This is a genomic window from Leclercia sp. LTM14 (assembly GCF_023736175.1).
Classification (GTDB): Bacteria; Pseudomonadota; Gammaproteobacteria; order Enterobacterales; family Enterobacteriaceae; genus Enterobacter; species Enterobacter barmai.
On sequence record NZ_JAIKTT010000004.1, the window covers coordinates 171,747 to 191,930 of the forward strand.

Below are 20,184 nucleotides of genomic sequence, written 5' to 3' on the forward strand. Positions count from 1 at the left end.
TAATTTAGCCAGCACGGAGTAAAAGGGAAAAGGGGAATGCGGTGATTGTGATGGGATTCAAAGATTACCCCTCACCCTAGCCCTCTCCCCATAGGGGAGAGGGAACAGGCGGGTGCGGTCTTACAGAATGGGCCCGGTCGGTATTTCTCCCTCTGACAAGCGGGTGCGGTCTTACAGAGTGGGCTCGGTCGGCATTTCTCCCTCGCCCCTTTGGGGAGAGGGCCGGGGTGAGGGGGATGTCCGCACCAGCCCCGGCGCCTGCCACATCGAAGTGGTCAGCCCGCTGTCCACCAGTCCGAGCTGATCGGCATATACCGCCTGCCATTTCTGCATCATGCCGTCGTACAGCTCCCGGTGCGCCGGATTCGGGGTGAACTCCCGGCTCCATTTCACCAGCTTCTCCCCGGTGGCGGCCATATCGCTATACAGCCCGGCGCCGGTTCCGGCGGCAATGGCGCAGCCGAGCGCGGTAGCCTCTTTCACTTCCGGCACGCGCACCGGCAGGCCGGTGACATCGCTTAAGATCTGGCTCCACAGCGTCCCTTTCGCACCACCGCCGGCAAACACCAGACCGTCAAAGACCACGCCGGAGAACTGCGAAATCTGCGCCAGGTTGCAGGCGGAGACAATCGCCGCGTTCTCCTCCAGGGCGCGGAACAGGGTGGCCTTGTTGCATTTTTCCGGGTCGATAGAGAGGTTAATAAACGACGGCGCAGCGTGATACCACTGCTTAAAGTGCATGGCGTCGGAGAAGATCGGCATCACCCCGTGAGAGCCCGCCGGCACCCGGCTGGCCATCTCCTCCATCAGGGCATAAGTGTCCATCCCCATCCGCTCGGCAATCAGTTTCTCTTCGGCGCAGAAGGCGTCGCGGAACCAGCGCATGGTCAGCCCGGTAAAGAAGCTGATCGACTCCGCCTGCGCCATCCCCGGGATCACGTGCGGGTTCACGCGGATGTTCATCTGCGGATCGGTGCGCACCTGCGGCAGGTTAACCACCTGCTGCCAGAAGGTGCCCCCCAGCACCGCGGTTTGCCCGGCGCGCACCACGCCCAGCCCCAGACAGCCCAGCTGCACGTCGCCGCCGCCCATCACCACCGGGGTGCCCTCCCGCAGGCCCGACTGTTGCGCGGCTTCGTGGGTGACAGCGCCGAGCAGGGTGCCGGTCTCTTTTACCGGGGAGAGAATATCGGCCCTTAGCCCGGCCATATCCAGCAGCGCCGGACGCCAGTCGCGGGAGAACAGATCTAACATGCCGGTGGTGCCCGCGTTGGAAGGGTCAACGGCAAGCTCGCCAGAGAGCTTTGCCGCCAGCCAGTCGCTGATCATGGTGATGGTTGCGGCTTTGCGGTAGATGTCCGGGCGATGGTGCGCCAGCCACAGCAGGCGGGGCATGGCGCTCAGGGCCAGGGTCTGGCCGGAGACGTCATAGACTTCGGATTCAAAGCGGTAGTCGTGGATCTCTTTGAGTTCAGCCACTTCGCGGCTGGCGCGGGCATCGACGTTGGCGCAGGCCCAGATGGCTTCGCCGTTGCGGTCGTACAGGACAATCCCCTCGCGCATTGAGCAGCAGGCGACGGACTGGATATCCGCCGCGCCAAGGTGCGCCCGCTCCAGCGCCTGATGGATACACTGGCAGGCCAGCCGCCAGTTGGTGTCGAGGTCGAACTCCATCGAGCCGGGGACGTTCTCCACGCTCAGGTGCTTCCACTCGGCCTGGCCGACGGCTATCTGGTTGCCCTGCAGATCGAAAATAACGGCGCGAACGCTGCCTGTCCCTGCATCTAACGCTAAAAGGTAACTCATGAGCTTGCCTCAATGTTAGCGCAGGGCCGGGCCTTAACTCGCCAGAGCCAGCACCGCGCGGGCTGTCGTCTCTTCCGTCACCAGGCCATTGATACGGCGACCCTTCAGTGCGGCATAAATCGCATCGGCTTTCTCTTCTCCTCCGGCGACGCCAACGATGGTGGGCAACTGCGCCAGTTCATCGAGGGTGACGCCCAGTAATTCACGGTGGATCTCCAGTTCAGGGACCCGTTCGCCCTCGGCATTAAGGAAATAGCCCAGGATGTCGCCCACCGCCCCCCGGCGGGCAAACATCAGCTGTTCCCCTTCGCTGATATAGCCGGAGCGCAGGATGGTGGCATCCCGGCGCTGGTTCACGGCGCCAATCCCGACGACCGCCGCATCGGCGGCGGTGGCGGCGAGGATCACATCCCGCACGCTGGTTTCCCGTTTCAGGATCCCGGCCACTTCCGCAGACGACACCCGCAGCGGGGCGGGGATCATGCTGACGCTGCAGGCGGCATCCAGCTGGCCAATGCCGGTCATATAGGGCCCGACGCCGCCGGAAAGCGTCACCAGCCGCACCTGCTGGGAGCTGATAAAGCCGCTTAAGTGCTGAATACAGCTCATGGTGGTTTCACCAAATCCCACTGCCAGCAGCTGACCGGGTTCCAGCACGCCCATTAACGACTGTGCGGCGCCAATGCCTAAGCGCACGCTCATCGCCGGGGTATTCAGCGCAGGCAGCACGCGCACCAGCTTCAGGCCAAAACGCTGTTGAAGCTCGGTCTCCAGCCCCAGGCATCCTTCGTAGCGGGAGTTAATCTGCACCCGGATCACCCCGGACTGTCGGCCCTTCTCCAGCAGACGCGAAATCTTGAGCCGCGGCAGACCCAGCCGCTCGCCGATATCGTTCTGCGTCAGGCCGTCGTGGTAGTAGCACCACGCCACGCGCGCCACCAGTTCTTCTTCCGATAGCGCCAGTCCGGCAAATCGTCCCTCTTCGGCAACGCGTTTCTCGCCCATATTTGAACTCTTATCAAAATTTAGATCATATGTTCGCTTTGCCGCGGCTTGAATCTGTGAGCCACACGGCAAAACGGATATTCCGGAATGTTTCAGCTTTATCGGAATCCTATCGATAAAACTGTGATCCCTGCACGGTTGTAAATATAGTTCACCGTCTACGCTTTTGAACATTATTAATTTCAAAAATCATTTGTTCAATAGCGGAGCGATAATGACAGCACTTATCGAGGCGCGCAGGATCCAGAAGCAGTTCTCCGGCGTTCCAGTATTGAAAAACATTGATTTCACTCTGCTTGCAGGTCAGGTGCACGCCCTGATGGGCGGCAACGGGGCCGGGAAATCCACCCTGATGAAGATTGTCGCCGGGGTCGAAACGCCCGACAGCGGTGAACTTTCTATTGCCGGCCGTCCTTTTGCTCGTCTCAAACCAGGTCAGGCGCATGCCCTTGGCATCTACCTGGTGCCGCAGGAGCCGATGCTGTTTCCCAACCTCAGCGTGCGCGAGAACATTCTCTTCCGCCTGCCGCGCGGGCAGGCCACCGCCCAGCGTCTGGCCGAGAAGCTGGCGCAGCTTCAGTGCCAGCTCAACTTAGATGCCGCCGCCAGCACCCTGGAGGTGGCGGATCAGCAGATGGTGGAGATCCTGCGCGGGCTGATGCGCGAGGCGAAGATATTGATCCTCGATGAACCCACCGCCTCGCTGACGCCGGGGGAGACGGAGCGCCTGTTCCGCCAGATCCGCGCGCTACAGGGGACGGGCGTCGGGATTGTCTTTATCTCCCACAAGCTGCCCGAGATCCGCCAGCTCGCCAGCCACGTCTCGGTGATGCGCGACGGGGCCATCGTACTGAGCGGCGAAACCGCAGACTACGACGACAACGCGCTGATCGCCGCCATGACTCCGGTCAGCCGTGACAGGAGCTTAAGCGACACGCAAAAGCTGTGGCTGGCGCTGCCGGGCAATCGCCGCACTCAGGCCCAGGATTTCCCGGTGCTGCGGGTGGAGGCGCTCACCGGGGAGGGGTTTATCGACCTGAGCCTGGAGATCTACGCCGGGGAGATTGTCGGCCTCGCCGGATTAGTGGGCTCCGGGCGCACCGAGTTCGCCGAAACGCTGTACGGCCTGCGCCCGCCCCGTGGCGGGAAGATCTGGCTCGAGAACCAGCAGATCGATAAGGATCCGGTCAGCGCCCGGCTGGAGAAGGGGCTGGTCTATCTCCCGGAAGACAGGCAGGTGTCCGGCCTGTTCCTGGATGCACCGGTTCGCTGGAACACGGTGGCGCTGAACGAACCCTCCCTCTGGCAGCAGCGCAAACGTGAGGCGGCGGTGGTGGAGCGCTATCACCGGGCGCTGGGGATCAAACTCAATAGTCCCGATCAGACCGTGCGCACCCTGTCGGGAGGCAATCAGCAGAAGGTGCTGCTGGCGCGCTGTCTGGAAGCCAATCCGCTGCTGCTGATCGTCGATGAACCGACCCGCGGGGTGGACGTCTCCGCCCGGGCCGATATCTACCAGCTGATTAAAAGCGTGGCGGCGCAAAACGTGGCGGTGCTGATGATCTCCAGCGACATGGACGAGTTCCCGGGTCTCGCGGATCGGGTGCTGGTGATGCATCAGGGGGTGCTCAGCGGGGAACTGCCGCGCCACGCCGTCAGCCTCGATCGCATGATGGCCCTGGCCTTCGGAGGGCAGGCATGAAAACACTCCTGAAAAACCGCGAGCTCAGCGCGCTGCTGGCGATCCTCGCCCTGTTTGTGGTGCTGGTGGCGCTCAACCCGGCCTACCTCAGTTTGCAGACCCTGGGGATGATCTTCGCCAGCTCGCAAATTCTGATCCTGCTGGCTCTCGGGGCGGGGCTGGTGATGCTGACCCGCAATATCGATGTGTCGGTCGGCTCGATTGTCGGGCTGTGCGCCATTGCCGTGGGCGTGGCGCTGAACAACGGCTACGGCCTGCCGGTGGCGATCCTGTTTGCGCTGACTATCGGCGCGCTGGCCGGGGCCTTCAACGGCCTGCTGGTGGTGGGGCTGCGTATTCCGGCGATTGTCGCCACCCTCGGCACGCTGGGACTCTATCGCGGGGCGATGCTGCTCTGGACCGACGGGAAGTGGATCGAGGGCCTGCCGGTGAGCCTGAAATCGCTGTCGGAGCCGGTGGCGCTCGGGATATCCCCGCTGGGGATGGTGGTGCTGGCCTTTGCCGCCGTTGGGGCCTGGACGCTGTCGCGCACCGCCTTTGGCCGGGATTTTTACGCCGTCGGGGATAACCTCGCCGCCGCCCGTCAGCTGGGCGTGGCGGTCAACCGCACCCGGATGGCGGCCTTCACCCTTAACGGCGTGCTGGCGGCCTGCGCCGGGATCGTCTTTGCCGCGCAGATCGGCTTCGTACCGAACCAGACCGGCAGCGGGCTGGAGATGAAAGCCATCGCCGCCTGCGTGCTGGGGGGGATCTCCCTGCTCGGCGGCACCGGCACCTTAATCGGCGCCCTGCTGGGGGCCTTCTTCCTGACCCAGATCGACACCGTGCTGGTGCTGTTCCGCCTTCCTGCCTGGTGGAACGACTTTATCGCCGGGCTGGTGCTGCTGGGGGTGCTGGTGCTCGACGGACGGCTGCGCCAGGCGCTGGCGCGTCATCAGCGGGCGCTGAAGTACAGCCGTTTCCAGCCGGGCAACAAAGGGGGAAAGCACGTCACCCCGTTTCCCAAACGCAAAAAAGAGGTGGCGTAAATGAAGCTTAACTGGGAGTGGGCGCTGCTGCTTTTACTGGTGCTGGAGATCCTGCTGTTCGGCACCCTCAATCCGCGGATGCTCGACATCAACATGCTGCTGTTCAGCACCAGCGACTTTATCTGTATCGGCATCGTGGCTCTGCCGCTGACATTAGTGATCATCAGCGGCGGGATCGACATCTCGCTCGGCTCCACCATTGGCCTGTGCGCCATCGCGCTGGGGGTGATGATGCAGTCCGGCGTGCCGATGGTGGCGGCGATCCCGCTCACCCTGCTGCTCGGGCTGCTGTGCGGGCTGTTTAACGCGGCGTTGATTCACTACACTGGGATCAGCCCGCTGGTGATCACCCTCGGTACGCTCTACCTGTACGGCGGCGGGGCGCTGCTGCTCTCGGGCATGGCCGGGGCCACCGGGTATGAAGGCATTGGCGGCTTCCCGGAGAGCTTCACGGCCTTTGCTAACCTCACCGTGCTGGGGCTGCCGATCCCGCTGGTGCTGTTCGCGGTGATTACCTTCTTCTTCTGGCTTATTACCCATCGCGGGCGCTTTGGCCGACATCTGTTTCTGATTGGGCAGAACCCGCGCGCGGCGCGCTATGCGGCGCTGTCGGTCAACGGCATGCCCTACGCCCTGTATGGTCTGGTGGGGATAGCGTCGGCGATTGCCGCGCTGGTGATGGTCTCCTATTTCGGCTCGGCGCGCTCCGATTTAGGGCGCGATCTGCTGATGCCGGCGCTCACCGCCGCGGTGCTGGGTGGGGCGAATATTTATGGCGGTTCAGGTTCGGTATTAGGTACTGCGCTGGCGGCATTGCTGGTGGGGTATCTGCAACAGGGGTTACAGATGGTCGGCATCCCCAACCAGGTGTCGAGCGCGCTGTCAGGGGCGCTGTTGGTTGTGGTGGTGATGGGACGTTCACTGAGTCTGCACCGTGAATGGGTGCGATCTCTCTTCACAAAACTACCCGGAGCGTAAGATGAAAATAAAACTGATGGTGCTGGCAGTGGCGTTAAGCGTGGCAACGGCCCAGGCGGCGGATCGCATCGCGTTTATCCCGAAACTGGTGGGCGTCGGCTTCTTTACCAGCGGTGGCAACGGCGCGAAAGAGGCGGGTAAAGCGCTGGGAACGGACGTCACCTACGATGGCCCGACCGAGCCGAGCGTCTCCGGGCAGGTGCAGCTGATCAATAACTTCGTCAACCAGGGCTACAACGCCATTATCGTCTCGGCGGTGTCGCCGGACGGGCTCTGCCCGGCGCTGAAGCGCGCCATGCAGCGCGGGGTAAAAGTGCTGACCTGGGACTCCGACACCAAACCGGAGTGCCGCAGCATCTACATCAACCAGGGCACCCCGGAACAACTCGGTGGCCTGCTGGTGGAGATGGCCTCGAAGCAGGTGACCAAACCGGATGCCAAAGTGGCGTTCTTCTACTCCAGCCCCACCGTCACCGATCAGAACCAGTGGGTGAAAGAGGCGAAAGCCAAAATCGCCAAAGATCATCCCCAGTGGCAGATCGTCACCACCCAGTTTGGCTATAACGATGCCACCAAATCCCTGCAGACCGCCGAAGGGATCTTAAAAGCCTATCCGGATCTGGATGCGATCATCGCCCCGGACGCCAACGCCCTGCCAGCGGCCGCCCAGGCGGCAGAAAACCTGAAGCGTGAAGGGGTGGCGATTGTCGGCTTCAGCACGCCAAACGTGATGCGTCCGTACGTGGAGCGCGGGACGGTAAAAGCCTTTGGCCTGTGGGACGTGGTGCAACAGGGCAAAATTGCGGTCAATGTCGCCGATCGTTTGCTGAAAAAAGGCGATCTTAACGTGGGCGACAGCGTGGAGATCAAAGATATCGGCGCCCTGAAGGTCGAGCCGAACAGCGTGCAGGGCTATCAGTATGAAGCGAAAGGCAACGGCATTGTGCTGCTGCCGGAGCGGGTGGTGTTCACCAAAGAGAACATCAACAACTACGACTTCTGACGGGAGAGAACATGGCTGATTTAGACGACATCAAAGAGGGTAAGAACTTTGGCATCGACCGACCGCAGCAGAACGTGCCTTTCACCCTGAAAGGGTGCGGGGCGCTGGACTGGGGGATGCAGTCCCGCATGGCGCGGATCTTCAATCCCAACAGCAACCGCACGGTGATGCTGGCCTTCGATCACGGCTATTTCCAGGGGCCGACCACCGGGCTTGAGCGTATCGATCTCTCCATCGCGCCGCTGTTCGGTGAAACCGACGTGCTGATGTGTACCCGCGGGATCCTCAGGAGCACCGTGCCGCCCGCCACCAATAAACCGGTGGTGCTGCGCGCCTCCGGGGGCAACTCGATGCTCGGCGAGCTCTCCAATGAGTGCGTGGCGGTAGCGATGGAGGATGCCCTGCGCCTCAACGTCTGCGCGGTGGCGGCGCAAGTCTATATCGGCAGCGAGTATGAGCATCAGTCGATCAACAACATCATCAAGCTGGTGGATGCAGGCAGTCGCTACGGCATGCCGACCCTGGCGGTGACCGGGGTGGGCAAAGAGATGGCCCGGGATGCGCGCTACTTCTCTCTCGCCAGCCGTATCGCCGCCGAAATGGGGGCCCAGTTCGTCAAAACCTACTTTGTGGAAGAGGGATTCGAAAAAGTGACCGCCAGCTGCCCGGTGCCGATTGTGATCGCCGGGGGGAAAAAGCTGCCGGAGCAGGAGGCGCTGGATATGTGCTTCCGCGCCATCGACCAGGGCGCGTCGGGCGTCGATATGGGACGCAATATCTTCCAGTCCAGCGCGCCGCTGGCGATGCTGAAGGCGGTGAAGAAAGTGGTACACGAGAAGATGAGCGCCCGCGAGGCGTATCAGTTCTGGCAGGAAGAAAAACAGGGAGAAGGACAATGAACGTGACGTTAGTGGAGATCAACATTAAGCCGGATAAGGTAGACGAGTTTTTGCAGGTGTTTCGCGCCAACCACGAAGGAGCGATCCAGGAGCCGGGCAATTTGCGCTTCGACGTGCTGCAGGATCCGCGGGTGAAAACCCGGTTCTTTATCTACGAAGCCTATAAGGATGAAGAGGCGGTGGCGGCGCATAAAAAGACCCCGCATTACCTGGCATGCGTGGAACAGCTTGAGGATTTGATGTCGGAGCCGCGTAAAAAACGGTGTTTCGTTGGGTTGATGCCAGAGTAAGGGTTGTGCGGTTTGTTGCCCGGTGGCGCTGCGCTTACCGGGCCTACAAAAGCATCGAAAATCGTAGGCCGGGCAAGCGCAGCGCCGCCCGGCGTTTTCAGGCCAGCTCCAGCAGCTGCACCTGCGCCGTTGCCCCCGGCATTAATTTTTGCAGATGGCTGACCAGCTCATCCCCCGCCGCTTCCAGCGCCGTTAACGGCATCTCGGGCAGGCTTTCGAGAATAAACCACATGGTCTGCGCCTTGCTATCCAGCCGGGTGCGCACCCCTTGTCGCCAGTTCCAGCGGCGGCAGGTCACTCCCAGGTCATCGCGCCAGATAACCTCTCCCGCATCGGGATGTTCCACGCTCGGCTGCCCCTCTTTGAAGGTATCAAAAGGTTCGCTGCCGTCGGCCAGCGTCAGGCGCGGGGCCCCGGTATACGCGGCGAGATTCTCCCCGCCCACCGGAATGGCGTAGCGGATGCTGATGGCATTGTAGATATCCACCACCGGATCGAGCGGCGGCAATGTGCCGTCTTTCAGGACCCGCTTGCGCAGGGCGCTGGCGGAGCAGGGCGTGCGTTTCGGTTTAGCGCCAAAGGCCTTGAACACCTCATCCCAGGCGGCGAGATGGGCATCAGCCCAGGCCACGTCATCGTTTAATACCTGCTGGCAGGCCTGGGCTAACACCGCAGGCGCAACCTCCGGCGCGGTAATCGGCGCAGCTTCTACCACAATGCTCAACGCACGGAACCCCGGCGCGATCCCGGCAAGGCGCGGGTCTATTGACGGCGTGAGAAGGGACATAAATAATCCTGTATTGACTGTTTTATACCATGGTAATGACCAATGACTGATAAAGTCAATATAATGACTGCAACGGGTGCCGATGTCGCCCAGGTAAGCCTGGCGGTGGCAAACCGTATCCGCAACTGGCGGAAAGAGAAAAAGCTGTCGCTGGATGAGCTGTCGCGCCGGGCCAGCGTCAGCAAAGGGATGCTGGTGGAGATCGAGAAAGGGGCGGCCAACCCCAGCATTGCGATCCTCTGCAAACTGGCGGCGGCGCTGGGCATCTCGGTGGCGGACATCGTCAACGTCGCCAGCGAGCCGCAGGTGCACATCATCGAGGAAGCGGCGATCCCGGTGCTCTGGCAGGGTGAGAAGGGCGGTAGCGCCCGACTGCTGGCGGGCACCACCGGCCCGGACATGATTGAACTCTGGCGCTGGGAGATGCAGCCGGGAGAAAGCTTCAGCTCGCCAGGCCATCCGGCAGGGACATTTGAACTGCTTCACGTGGAGGCGGGAGTATTAACCCTGAAGGTGGAGGAGAGCGTGACGCGGGTAAGCACTGGCGCGTCGGCGGTGGCGAAAACCGACGCGGCGCATAGCTATGCGAACGACGGGGAGAGCGTGCTGCGGTTCACCATGACCGTGGCGGAGTTTCACCGGTAAAATTTGACATGCCGGGGGCGCTACGCTTGCCCGGCCTACAAAAACCAACGTCGTTGTGGCAGTTGTAGGCCCGGTAAGCGAAGCGCCACCGGGCAACAACAGGCACAGACTCGTAGGCCGGGCAAGCATCGCGCCGCCCGGCGTTTTTTACGCTTCAGTCACGCTCACCCGCAGCGCTGCCAGCGCCTTGCGGGCCGCTTTCAGCACCAGCTCACACTGCTCAATGGTCAGCGTCAGCGGCGGTTCGATGCGGATCGTTTTCGAGTTGTTCAGCGTGCCTGCAACCAGCACCCGCTGGCGGAACATCTCGCTCGCGAAGCTGTAGCCGGTTTCGTTATCGACAAACTCAATCGCCATCAGCATCCCTTTACCGCGCGCATCCTGCACCAGGTCCGGGTACTCACGCCCGAGCTGGCGGAAGCCGTCCAGAAGCATGTCGCCTTTCTGCTCCGCCTGGGCGGGCAGGTTCTGCTCCAGCAGCACGTTGATGGTCGCCAGCGCCGCGGCACAGGCCAGCGGGTTGCCGCCAAAGGTGGTGGTGTGCAGGAAAGGGTTGTCGAACAGCACCGAGAACACCTCTTCGGTGGCGACCGTGGCGCCAATCGGCATCACGCCGCCGCCCAGCGCTTTGGCGAGACACAGGATGTCCGGCTGCACGTTCTCATGCTCGCAGGCGAACATCTTGCCGGTGCGGCCCATGCCGGTCTGCACTTCGTCCAGGATCAGCAGCGCGCCAAACTCATCGCACAGCTGACGCACCGCGGGCAGGTAGCCCTGCGGAGGCAGGATCACGCCCCCTTCGCCCTGGATAGGCTCGAGGATCACCGCCGCCACGTCATCGCCGGTTTTACGGCATTCGCTCAGCATGGTGCGCATGGCGCTGATATCGCCGAACGGCACATGGCGGAAGCCCGGCAGCAGCGGCATAAAGGGTTTGCGGAAGGTGGATTTCGCCGTGGCAGAGAGGGCCCCCAGCGACTTGCCGTGGAAAGCACCGCTGGTGGCGATAAAGGTGAATTTCCCGCGCGGCGACTGGTACGCTTTGGCGAGTTTGATCGCCGCTTCGACCGATTCCGTGCCGCTGTTACAGAAGAAGCTGTATTTCAGTTTCCCCGGCGTCAGTGCCGCCAGCGTTTTTGCCAGCATCGCCCGTAAAGGGTCAAGCAGTTCCTGGCTATGAAGGGGTTGTTTTGCAAGCTGATTTTGTACGGCGGAAACCACTACTGGATTACGGTGCCCCACGTTGAAAATACCAAATCCACCCAGGCAATCTATAAACTCCTGTCCCTGGGTGTCGACAAGCGTATTGAGACTTCCTGCTTGCCACTCTACGGCTCCGTAATCCCCGCCTGCAGTAACAGATTTTCTGTATTCCAAAAACCCGGGATTTACATGCTCTTTGAAGTAATCAATCACCTCGCGGTTAAGTTGTTTCATCTCCTCATGATCAAGCGTTCGCTTCTCAATGAGATTCAGGGCGTGCGCGGTACAGGCAAGGGCCGACGCGCTGGAAGGTAACCTGTTCAAAATATGCTCCCGGGTATGGCGTATCACATGATACTGGATTAAGTATTGCAGGCTTTACGCCACATCCGGGGACTTAACAAAAATCGGGATAAACGCCAGGTTAAAATAATGTTACACAATATTTAATCATGCAAAGCGGCAGCGCGGCCGCTACGACATAGAACTTTCAGATGCAGAGATGCCCGCTGGCAGTGCATTTGCCCTGTTTTAGGGCGGATATAGGCTGTATTGGGGGCAGGCAGGGATCCTCCTTCAGGAGTAGTTGCGAATTGAAATCATTAGATATCAATAAATTAAAAAAACACACAAAAAATGCGGTTTAGTTGCGTTTTGCGATCTCAGGCATGTTTAACATCTAAAGATATGTTCGTTACCGCCGTAAAATATTTACGCCACAAAAATAACATTCAAGTAACCTGCAAGGGATGCCTATGTCGCCTCAACCGTTTGTCACGCAGTGTGAATATCCGCTGCAAGATGACACCACCCTGATGTCCACCACCGATCTGCACAGCTACATTACCCAGGCCAATGACACCTTTGTTCAGGTGAGTGGCTACACGCTGGCCGAACTCGTCGGGCAGCCGCACAACCTCGTTCGCCACCCGGACATGCCAAAAGCGGCCTTTGCCGACATGTGGTCCACCCTGCAACAGGGTGAGCCCTGGAGCGGCATCGTCAAAAACCGCCGTAAAAATGGCGATCACTACTGGGTGCGCGCCAACGCGGTGCCGATGGTGCGCAACGGCCAGACTACCGGGTATATGTCCATTCGCGTGAAGGCCACGCCGGAGGAGATTGCCGCCGTGGAGCCGCTGTATAAAGCCCTGAACGAAGGGCGCAGCAAAAAGCGGGTGCATAAGGGGCTGGTGGTTGCCAGAGGCTGGGCCGGTAAACTCCCGGCGATGCCGCTGCGCTGGCGGGTGCGCAGCGTGATGACGGCGCTGTTTGCCGTGCTGGCGGCGACCCTGTTCGCCACCGGGGCGGGCTGGGCGGCACTGGGCGCCAGCGCGCTGGTGATGCTGCTGGGAACCCTGCTGTTTGAACAGCAGATCGTGCGTCCGGTTGAAAACGTGGCGCGCCAGGCGCTGAAGGTGGCGACGGGCGAGCGCAACAGCGTGGAGCACCTTAACCGCAGCGACGAGCTGGGGCTGACCCTGCGGGCGGTCGGGCAGCTCGGCCTGATGTGCCGCTGGCTGATCAACGACGTCTCAAGCCAGGTGGTTAACGTGCGCGACGGCAGCGACCAGCTGGCGCGGGGCAACGACGACCTCAACGATCGCACGCACCAGACCGTCTCCAACGTGAAGCAGACCGTCGAGACCATGAACCAGCTGGCGATGACCGTGCAGAGCAACACCCGAACCGCCGTCGATGCCGATAAACTCTCTATCGCCGCCAGCGACGCCGCCACCGAAGGCGGACACGCGATGCAGACGGTGGTCAAAACCATGGATGAGATTGCCGACAGCACCCAGCGTATCGGCTCCATCACCAAGCTGATTAACGACATCGCCTTCCAGACCAATATTCTGGCGCTGAATGCGGCGGTAGAAGCGGCCAGGGCAGGGGAGCAGGGCAAAGGCTTCGCGGTGGTGGCCGGAGAAGTACGTCATCTGGCCAGCCGCAGCGCCAATGCCGCCAACGATATCCGCAAGCTGATCGACGCCAGCGCCAGCAAAGTGCTGTCCGGCTCCGAGCAGGTTCATGCCGCCGGACGCACCATGGACGACATCGTCGAGAAAGTGCAGAACGTCACCCGACTGATCGCCGAGATCAGCCAGTCCACCTCCGAGCAGGCGTCAGGCCTGTCGGAGCTGACCCGGGCGGTCGCTGAACTGGATTCGATTACCCAGAAAAACGCGGCGCTGGTCGAAACCAGCGCGCAGGTGTCGGCGATGGTGAAGCATCGGGCGAAACGTCTGGAAGATGCGGTCACCGTCCTGCACTGAGTCAGTCGTGTTCCAAAAAAGCCGTTTGCTCTGCGAGGAGCAAACGGCTTTTTATTTATGAGCTGTATTTCTTTTTATCGTTAGTTGTTAATTGAATATTAAATAACTAAAAAAAATCGCCTCAGTTTATTCTTCCTGCCTGAGTCTGTTTTCCCTAATGCGGTGTCAAAAAAGCCTGTTCCGGTGGTTACGTAACGATCGATGAGCCAGAATTAATAGCCAGTGCCTATCTATTAAGGTGGTTATGAAATAAAAAAGCGATCAAAGTCATAAAGTTAGCGATGAAGTTACCGATAACGCTGATCGTCTGAGAAATAATCACATCGATGGAGTAAATATGTTCTTACATGACGTAAAAATCGGCACGAAATTATTTCTGGCGTTTGGATTCTTTATTGTCCTGATGGGGATAAGTGCGAGTTTATCTCTGATGAGCCTTAACCGGGCAAATAACGGGATGCAATCCATCATCACCAGCGATTATCCCACCACGGTAAAAGCCAACCAGTTAATCGAAAACTTCCAGGAATTTATTAGCACTCAACAGCTGATGCTGCTGGACGACCAGGGCAAGTACACGGCGCAATCAGAGCAGCATCTGAAAGAGATCAGCGAGCGTATCACCCTGATCCTGGGCGAGCTGAACACGGCCCTGCAGGATGCTAAATCCCAGCAGGTGCTGAGCGATATCCGCGGGGTCCGCCAGCAGTATCTCGACTCCCGCTACCGCATCCTGCAGGCGGTACAGAGCAACGATCGGGCCGGGGCGATTCAGGAGATGATGACCAACACCCTCACCCTGCAGCAGGCCTATAAGGCGAAGGTGCAGGAGCTGATTGCGATCCAGGACGCCGAGATGCAGCGCGCGGGCGTGGAGGTGGACGGCGATTTCAAAAGCAACCGCCTGCTGCTGATCCTCATCACCCTGTTTAGCGTGGCTGTGGGCAGCCTGATGGGGTGGTTTATCGTGCGCTCGATTACCCGTCCGCTGGGCGAGGCGGTGGATTTTGCCCAGGCCATTGCCGAAGGCGATCTGACCCGCAGCATGGCCTCCCACGGGAAAGACGAAACCGGCCAGCTGCTGACGGCGCTGATGGAGATGAAAGTTCGTCTGCTGGAGATTGTTCAGCAGGTGCAGACCGGTTCGGAGAGTATCTCCAGCGCTGCGGCGCAGATTGTAGCGGGCAACCAGGATCTGGCTGCGCGAACCGAAGAGCAGGCCAGCTCCGTTGAGCAAACGGCGGCGTCGATGGAGCAGATCACCGCGACGGTGAAAAACACCGCGTCACATACCGGGGAAGCGACGACCCTCTCGGCCGATGCGGCCCGGGTGGTGAAAAACAACGGCGAGATGATGCTGCAGGTCACCAGCAAAATGCGCCTGATCAACGAGACCTCCAACCGGATGTCCGACATCATCAACCTGATCGACTCCATTGCCTTCCAGACCAACATTCTGGCGCTGAACGCGGCGGTAGAAGCGGCCCGCGCGGTGAGCATGGTCGCGGCTTTGCGGTGGTGGCCGGTGAGGTTCGCCAGCTGGCGCAGAAGAGCGCCACTTCGGCCAGCGAAATTCGCCAGCTGATTGAGAGCTCAACCAGCCAGACGCAGGACGGGATGGCGCTGGTTGAAAAAGCCAGCGGGCTGATCAATGGCATGGTGGGGAACGTGCAGGAGATGGACGTCATCCTGCGCGAAATTCGTCAGGCGAGCCATGAGCAGACGGAAGGCATTTCGCAGATCAACAGCGCCATTGGCCTGATTGATGCCACCACCCAGCAGAACTCCGCGCTGGTGGAAGAGTCCGTGGCGGCGGCATCCTCCCTTAACGATCAGGCGATGAACCTGAAAGAGCTGGTGAAGGTGTTCCGCGTGGCGACCGCTTAATCGAGCTGGGAGATCTCCAGCGCCGCGCGGTCAATTACGCCGATAATCTGTTTGATCTGCGCGTCGCTGGTCTCTTCCTGGTTTACCTTTAGATCCAGTACCGCTTTAAAGTTATCCAGCGCCCGCTTCATCTGCGGGTTTTTGCGCAGCTGGAAGCCCACGCAGCGCGCTTTGACGCGCTCCTGAATGTGCTCCAGATGTTCAATGTTTTCCTCCAGCCACTGCTGCCCGGCAACGGTAATCTCAATCTTTTTACGCCCGTTCTCCTCCTCGGTGAGGGTGATGAACTGCTGATCCTGCAGGAAATCCAGCGTCGGATAAATTACGCCCGGGCTTGGGGTGTAGTTGCCCTGGGTCAGGGTCTCAATCGCCTTAATCAGCTCGTAGCCGTGGCTGGCGTTGCGGGTCAGAATATCCAGGATCACCAGACGTAATTCGCCGTGACCAAAGAAGCGCTGGCGGCGGCCGCCGCCGTGATGGTGTTCGCCGCCGCGTCCGCGGTGGTGGTGCTCACGATTGTCGTGGCCATGTGAGTGTCGCATCGTCTTTCTCCGTATTTTTGATATATCTAATTTATATCTAAAACTTTAAAACTGGCAACACCCTGTTTGATATTTAATTTATTATATTGATTTATATGATTTTTAATTTGTTCTTTCAAATTTGCGTTCGCGATCGCTGACTATATCAAAAAAATTCTTGCAATCCGCTTTGTTAGCAATCATTATCATTTAACTTTCATTTTCGATATATCGTTTTCACATCACGAAGGCAAATTATGACTACTACCCGCTACCCACAACGTGTCCGCAACGACCTGCGTTTTCGCGAGCTGAACGTGCTTCGCGTTGAGCGCGTCAGTGCCGGTTTTCAGCGCATCGTGTTAGGCGGCGAGGCGCTGGAGGGCTTCAGCTCCCGCGGCTTCGACGACCATTCCAAAGTCTTTTTCCCGGAACCGGGCACGACCTTTGTGCCGCCGGTGGTGACGGACGAGGGCGTTAACTGGGGCGACGACGTGCGTCCGCAGGCGCGGGATTACACTCCGCTGTATGACGCGGCCCGTCACGAGCTGGCGCTCGACTTCTTTATCCACGACGGCGGGGTGGCAAGCCAGTGGGCGGTAGAGGCAAAGCCGGGGGATACGCTCTCCATCGGCGGCCCGCGCGGTTCCCTGGTGGTGCCGGAAGATTACGCCTGGCAGCTCTACGTCTGCGATGAGTCAGGAATGCCCGCCCTGCGCCGCCGTCTCGAGGCGCTGCGCGCCCTGCCGGTGCGCCCGGAAGTGCATGCCGTGGTGACCGTCGGGGATGCCGCCTGTCAGGACTATCTGGCGCACCTGAGCGAGTTCAACATCACCTGGGTGGTGGGGCATAACGAGCAGGCGGTGGCGGATCGTCTGGCAGCGCTCAGCGTGCCGGCGGAGGATTACTTCATCTGGCTGACCGGGGAAGGGAAGGTGGTGAAAAACCTGAGTCGCCTGTTTGAAACCGACGCCATCGATCAGAAGCTGGTGCGTGCCAGCGCTTACTGGCACGCCAAATAGTCAGGCCACGTCGTCGAGCTGCGCTTCGCTGACCTGATGTTCCAGCGAGGCGCGCACCTCACGTAAGGCTTTCTCCTGCTGGGCAAAATAAGTTTCCATATTGCTCAGCGAGGAGACCAGCAGCCAGGACTCCTCTTTTTCCAGCTCCGCCAGTTCGCTCACCAGGGTGTCGATCTGTTCGCGCACCTGGGCCATCTTTTTGCGGATACGCGTCAGATCGTTCAGCCTGTCGCTGGCCATCAGCGGCTCCAGCCCCTGATGCAGGCGGGCCACCAGGGAGCGGATCGCCTTCACGTCGCCACGCTGCTTCGCCTGGTTCAGCTGCACCATCATGGCGTTCGCCTCTTCTTTCAGCTCATCCGCCACCAGATCCGGATGACAGAGCTTGCTCGCCTGACGCCAGAGCCGTTTTAACTCGTTCTGATCCTCTTCTGAGAGATCCTGGCCCTTGCGCAGGCGGATTTCCGCCTCGTGCTGCTGCTCGCGGTATTTTTCATACTCGTCGTTGGCTTCATCCCGCGCCTGGCGGGCGGGCTCCTCTTCGCGGGTTAAGCCGGTTTCCAGTTCCTGGGCTTCGGCCAGCAGGTTGGCAATCAGGTTGCTTTGCTGCTGAAGATGCTTGCGCGCGGCGGCGGCCTGCACCGAGTCGGCGGGCAGATCGCGCCAGTGTTGGGTCAGGGTGGTCAGCACCTCCACCGCCTGGGCAACGTACTGCTGGCAGCGGCGATAGTCCGCTTCCCGACGGCGGGTTTCCGCCTGCTGGCGGCGCAGATTGAGCTCCGCCAGGGTTTTGCGCAGGGCGAGGATCTGGCTCATCAGCGGGCCGAGGCGTGTGAGGTAGAGGTCGTTAAATTCATCCAGCTGCTGGACGCGGGCGTTGCGGCGATCGATTAAATCACGCAGGCGCTCCTCCAGCGCCTTCAGCTCCAGCTTGCTGGCGGCAAGCTGCGGGTCGCGCCACGGGGCGACGGCGCGCTGGCTCTGTAACCAGCTGGCGATAGCGGTTAACGCCGCAGTGTAGTTTTTCTGCTCAAGCGCCACGACGATCGCCCGAAGCTCATCGTCAAAGGCTTCGCTTTTTAACCGTGCCAGCTGGCTCTCGATGATGTCGTCATCTTCAAGCTCAATGGCGTTTTTAATGATTTCCAGCCGTTTGATCGGTGTGCTCATGATGCTTTTCGCTTTGGCGCTTAAGTATTTGAGTTAAGGATAGTTGTCAGGAAAACAACAGGGAATAATACACATGTCTGATGAATGGCGCGACGACGACGTGCGTTAAATTTGCGCGGGCGCATTTCGCATTCATTTCCTGAATAAATTCCTAAAAGAGCAAAAAAAGTCTGAAAAAAACCCTGTCGACCTTTTACGTGCATTTACACAGGTTACTTTTTGACATATTTTGCTCCTTTTTTGTACGCCAGTCTGAAAACGGACAGAAGGCAGGGATGTAGTGAAGGTAAGGATGACCAGATTAACAGGGCTTTTTGTCACTCTCATTTTATGGCCACTCGGTAGCGTCCACGCGGCGTTGCTGTCGCCAGCGGATCGCAGCGCCGTTCAACAGCAGCAACAGCAGCTGCTGGATCAAAACCAGCGCCAGCGCGACGAGCTGGAACGCAGCACGGTCCTGCCCGCGGCCTCTTCATCCCCCGTACAACCTGCCGCTGGCGGCCCCTGTTTTGTTATCAACCAGATCGTGCTGGACGGTGCCACTGCCATGCCGGACGTTGCCGAGCGCCGCCTCACCGCGCCCTGGCGCAACCAGTGCCTGAATATGGCGGGCCTCAGCGCCCTGACGCACGCGGTCTCAGACTGGTATATCAGCCGGGGGTACATCACCAGCCGCGCCTTTCTGACCGAGCAGGATCTGAGCCGCGGCACGCTGCATATCGCGGTGCTGGAAGGCAAGCTCGAGCAGATCCGCCTGGAAGGCGTGCCGGAACGCACGCTGGATATGACCTTCCCCGGACGGGTGGGCAAGATCCTCAACCTGCGCGATATCGAACAGGGGATGGAGCAGCTGAACCGGGTGCGTCAGACCCCTGTTCAGATAGAGATCCTGCCCGGCGAGCGCCAGGGATACTCGATCGTTAATCTCACCGCCGACCCGGAATTCCCGCTTAACGGCTCGATCAGCTTCGATAACAGCGGGCAAAAGAGCACCGGCACCGGCCAGCTCAGCGGTGCGCTCACCGGCAACAACCTGCTGGGGATCGCCGATAAGTGGTTTATCAGCGGCGGGCGCAGCAGCGATTTTTCCAGCAGTAAGGATGCGCAGAATTTTGCCGCAGGCGTCAGCGTGCCCTACGGCTATGGCCTGCTCGATTACAGCTACAGCTGGAGCAACTACCTCAGCACCATCGATAACAATGGCTATCGCTGGCGCTCGACCGGCGATAACGAAACTCACCGGCTGAACGGCTCCTGGGTGCTGTTCCGTAACGGCGATATCAAGACCAGCGCCGCGGTGGGCCTGACCCACCGTATCAACCATAACTACCTCGACGATGTCCTGCTCGCCACAAGCAGCCGCAAGCTTTCGAGCTTTTCGCTGGGCATCAACCACACGCAAAAAATCGCGACCGGCGTGGCGACCTTTAACCCGACCTTCACCCAGGGCGTGCCCTGGCTGGGGGCTGAGGATGACAACGACAAGCACGGCGATGTGCCAAAAGCGGAGTTTCGCAAATGGAGCCTGAACGCCAGCTATCAGCAACCGCTGGCCGACCGGCTGTGGTGGCTCTCCAGCGCCTATTTTCAGTGGTCCCCCGACCGGCTCTACGGCAGCGAGCGCTTAACTCTGGGGGGCGAGACCTCGGTACGCGGCTTTAAGGAGCAGTATCTTTCCGGCGATAACGGCGGCTACTGGCGAAATGAGATCAACTATTCGCTCTTCACCCTGCCGTGGATCGGGCAGATCGGCGCTCTGGCGGCGCTGGACGGCGGCTGGCTGAAAAAAGACGGTTTCGACCGCTACGCCTCCGGCACCCTGTGGGGCGCGGCGGTGGGGTTGAACAGCGTGAACCGCGTCTTCTCAAGCCAGTTAACGGCGGGCACACCGCTTGCGTATCCGGACTGGCTGGGGCCGGATCGTCTGAATATTTATTACCGCGTGTCGGTGGCGTTTTAAGG

The 20,184-nt window shown here is 60.1% G+C and carries 16 protein-coding genes and 1 pseudogene; 11 read left to right on the forward strand and 6 right to left on the reverse strand.

What is annotated here, in order from left to right; genetic code table 11:
- Positions 1-171: 171 nt before the first annotated feature.
- Together lsrK and lsrR are read right to left on the reverse strand one after the other, a co-directional pair.
- Entirely contained in the window at positions 172-1,806 is a 1,635-nt protein-coding gene (gene lsrK, locus K5I40_RS11615) for an autoinducer-2 kinase (RefSeq protein ID WP_223074572.1), read from the reverse strand.
- A gap of 33 nt (positions 1,807-1,839) precedes the next feature.
- On the reverse strand, positions 1,840-2,811 hold the full coding sequence (gene lsrR, locus K5I40_RS11620) for a transcriptional regulator LsrR (protein ID WP_039031708.1): 972 nt from the start codon (positions 2,809-2,811) through the stop codon (positions 1,840-1,842).
- 214 nt (positions 2,812-3,025) lie between these two features.
- Here lsrR and lsrA point away from each other — a divergent pair, with 214 nt between their 5' ends.
- From lsrA to lsrG, 6 genes are read left to right on the forward strand one after another with little or no spacing between them, the layout of a single operon-like run.
- A complete protein-coding gene (gene lsrA / locus K5I40_RS11625; RefSeq protein WP_223074573.1) occupies positions 3,026-4,513 on the forward strand; it encodes an autoinducer 2 ABC transporter ATP-binding protein LsrA in 1,488 nt (495 codons plus the stop codon).
- Positions 4,510-5,541, forward strand: a complete 1,032-nt coding sequence (gene lsrC / locus K5I40_RS11630; RefSeq protein ID WP_223074574.1) for an autoinducer 2 ABC transporter permease LsrC — start codon at positions 4,510-4,512, stop codon at positions 5,539-5,541. Before lsrA ends, lsrC begins: the two co-directional genes overlap by 4 nt.
- A complete protein-coding gene (gene lsrD / locus K5I40_RS11635; protein WP_039031711.1) occupies positions 5,542-6,519 on the forward strand; it encodes an autoinducer 2 ABC transporter permease LsrD in 978 nt (325 codons plus the stop codon).
- Position 6,520: 1 nt separating this feature from the next.
- On the forward strand, positions 6,521-7,522 hold the full coding sequence (gene lsrB, locus K5I40_RS11640; RefSeq protein ID WP_039031712.1) for an autoinducer 2 ABC transporter substrate-binding protein LsrB: 1,002 nt from the start codon (positions 6,521-6,523) through the stop codon (positions 7,520-7,522).
- An 11-nt stretch (positions 7,523-7,533) separates the two neighbouring features.
- A complete protein-coding gene (lsrF, locus tag K5I40_RS11645; RefSeq protein ID WP_223074575.1) occupies positions 7,534-8,421 on the forward strand; it encodes a 3-hydroxy-5-phosphonooxypentane-2,4-dione thiolase in 888 nt (295 codons plus the stop codon).
- Complete coding sequence (lsrG, locus tag K5I40_RS11650) at positions 8,418-8,711, forward strand: (4S)-4-hydroxy-5-phosphonooxypentane-2,3-dione isomerase (protein ID WP_039031714.1); 294 nt, start codon at positions 8,418-8,420, stop codon at positions 8,709-8,711. Before lsrF ends, lsrG begins: the two co-directional genes overlap by 4 nt.
- Positions 8,712-8,808: 97 nt before the next feature.
- On the opposite strand, the gene K5I40_RS11655 is transcribed toward lsrG, so the two are convergent.
- Positions 8,809-9,498, reverse strand: coding sequence for a B3/4 domain-containing protein (locus K5I40_RS11655; protein WP_223074576.1), 690 nt, complete (start codon positions 9,496-9,498; stop codon positions 8,809-8,811).
- Positions 9,499-9,540: 42 nt separating this feature from the next.
- On the opposite strand from K5I40_RS11655, the gene K5I40_RS11660 reads away from it, so the two are divergent.
- The gene (locus tag K5I40_RS11660) at positions 9,541-10,143 is read left to right on the forward strand and encodes a helix-turn-helix domain-containing protein (RefSeq protein WP_223074577.1); all 603 of its coding nucleotides are present in this window, start codon (positions 9,541-9,543) and stop codon (positions 10,141-10,143) included.
- 147 nt (positions 10,144-10,290) lie between these two features.
- On the opposite strand, the gene ygjG is transcribed toward K5I40_RS11660, so the two are convergent.
- Entirely contained in the window at positions 10,291-11,670 is a 1,380-nt protein-coding gene (ygjG, locus tag K5I40_RS11665) for a putrescine aminotransferase (RefSeq protein ID WP_223074578.1), read from the reverse strand.
- A gap of 431 nt (positions 11,671-12,101) precedes the next feature.
- Between ygjG and K5I40_RS11670 the strand changes: the two genes are divergently transcribed.
- Both K5I40_RS11670 and K5I40_RS11675 read left to right on the forward strand, forming a co-directional pair.
- Positions 12,102-13,622 carry a PAS domain-containing methyl-accepting chemotaxis protein gene (locus tag K5I40_RS11670; RefSeq protein ID WP_039031718.1) on the forward strand — a complete coding sequence of 507 codons (1,521 nt, stop codon included), beginning with the start codon at positions 12,102-12,104 and terminating at the stop codon, positions 13,620-13,622.
- Positions 13,623-13,959: 337 nt separating this feature from the next.
- Positions 13,960-15,509, forward strand: a pseudogene (locus tag K5I40_RS11675) (methyl-accepting chemotaxis protein).
- On the opposite strand, the gene K5I40_RS11680 reads toward K5I40_RS11675, so the two are convergent.
- Complete coding sequence (locus K5I40_RS11680) at positions 15,506-16,051, reverse strand: PadR family transcriptional regulator (protein WP_223074579.1); 546 nt, start codon at positions 16,049-16,051, stop codon at positions 15,506-15,508. The pseudogene K5I40_RS11675 and the gene K5I40_RS11680 sit on opposite strands and share 4 nt — an antisense overlap.
- Positions 16,052-16,287: 236 nt before the next feature.
- On the opposite strand from K5I40_RS11680, the gene K5I40_RS11685 reads away from it, so the two are divergent.
- A complete protein-coding gene (locus tag K5I40_RS11685) occupies positions 16,288-17,052 on the forward strand; it encodes a siderophore-interacting protein (protein WP_255588946.1) in 765 nt (254 codons plus the stop codon).
- Here the strand turns inward: K5I40_RS11685 and K5I40_RS11690 are convergent, their stop codons facing one another.
- Positions 17,053-18,222, reverse strand: a complete 1,170-nt coding sequence (locus K5I40_RS11690; RefSeq protein ID WP_223074580.1) for a DNA repair protein — start codon at positions 18,220-18,222, stop codon at positions 17,053-17,055.
- 292 nt (positions 18,223-18,514) lie between these two features.
- Here K5I40_RS11690 and K5I40_RS11695 point away from each other — a divergent pair, with 292 nt between their 5' ends.
- The gene (locus tag K5I40_RS11695) at positions 18,515-20,182 is read left to right on the forward strand and encodes a ShlB/FhaC/HecB family hemolysin secretion/activation protein (protein WP_223074581.1); all 1,668 of its coding nucleotides are present in this window, start codon (positions 18,515-18,517) and stop codon (positions 20,180-20,182) included.
- Positions 20,183-20,184 lie beyond the last annotated feature (2 nt).